We start from the raw sequence: 1455 nt of genomic DNA, 5'->3' as shown, positions 1-1455 counted from the left end.
CCGGAGATAACCTATACGGTGCCGATCCTACCCGAAAAGCAGGAAGACCTGCTGGTAGCGGTCAGCGATGAACTGAGTGCCGGTACCGTACCTGTTAACTTCAAGCATGCGCTAAGCCGGGTGCTTTTCCGTGCCCGGAGCAAGAAGGCCGACGTACCGGTTAAAATAGAAGAGGTGACTTTAATGAACCTGTATACGACCGGGACTTGGAAACTGGAGCCCGATGTACTGTTATCTAAATCCGGGGTGACACCCAATGCGGATGACGACTACAGCAGCGGCGTACCGACGGACTTATCACCATTCACATATGCGACGTACAACACAAGTTACGCTACGGCCCAGATGCCAGAATATGAAAATGCCGCTTACCTGACCTATACAAGCGGGTCTAACGAGCACTTCTGGCAGGTTGACCCGACCAAACAGGACGACTACACCGTTGACCTGAGCGCATCGAATACCGTGGGAAAGGATTATACCTCTATCACAGGGAAAACGCAGGGCCTGATGGTGATGCCGCAGGCTACGGCGTTCACCGGCACAATTGCCTCACCGAATTCCACGGACTTCTATGTGCAAGTGAAATACAGCGTGGGGGGCCCTGAAGCGCAGGCGAAAACGAAAAACATCCGGGTATACGACTGGTGGAAGAAAGCATGGGGAAGCTTCACCTTCGAGCCGGGTAAGCAATATACATTCGATATGGAAGTAGATCCGGAGGGGATGATCACGTTGAGTGTGGGTCAGGTGGCTGCGTTTACATACCCGCCGATTGATGTGCCGAAGAAATTTGCAGTGGGGGATATAGTGCCTCTGGGGGTGGACGGCGCAATGGCGTTGGTGACGCAAGTGGACGCTTCCGACGATAGCCACGGCTGGGCCCTGGGCGCGACGCCTTTACTGGCTTACTCGACGTCGACTCCTGACGCGACCAGTTTCCCAGCTTCTGGCCCGGCCTATTATGCCGACTGGGCAAATGCTGCCATTGATCTCTCCGATTATCCTATGTACGAGTGGTTCGTCGAGGCAAACCATGGAGAGCGAGACCAGCGGGCTTGGGTTGAAGCCAAGTGGGCCACCGTTCCACAAATCATGGATGCCTTGGTCAATTCCCCCGCTTCCGCTGTCCTATCTTTCTGGATTCCCGCCTTCGGCCTGACCCCGTCCTCGGGCAACATATATCCCGTCGTCACTGCTCCATCAGTGTTCACTGCGTCCGTCGCTACGTTCGCCGACCACTACGGCGAGGGAGGGAACCCCATTAATATCGCAATTGCGAGTGGAACGGTCAGTACGCCTTGGGCCGGGAACGTCGCCGCTCACACGAGCGCCGGCTTCTCTGATTGGACATATCTTCCCGCGAAATACCGACCCCAAACTGTATGGTTTTACCTCTTACGCTTCTAGAAACTTTTTTAAGATTGTTATCGAGCTATTTCAGCCGCTCTCATA

1 protein-coding gene is annotated in these 1455 nt (G+C 54.6%); it reads left to right on the top strand.

What is annotated here, in order from left to right; genetic code table 11:
• On the top strand, nucleotides 1–1410 hold a 1410-nt coding region (locus ACFO6W_RS07035; RefSeq protein WP_379994721.1), incomplete at its 5' end, for a fimbrillin family protein.
• Nucleotides 1411–1455 lie beyond the last annotated feature (45 nt).

The sequence above is a fragment of the Dysgonomonas termitidis genome, from assembly GCF_042654545.1.
Taxonomy (GTDB): Bacteria; Bacteroidota; Bacteroidia; order Bacteroidales; family Dysgonomonadaceae; genus Dysgonomonas; species Dysgonomonas termitidis.
This window is presented reverse-complemented; position numbering and strand designations above follow the sequence as displayed.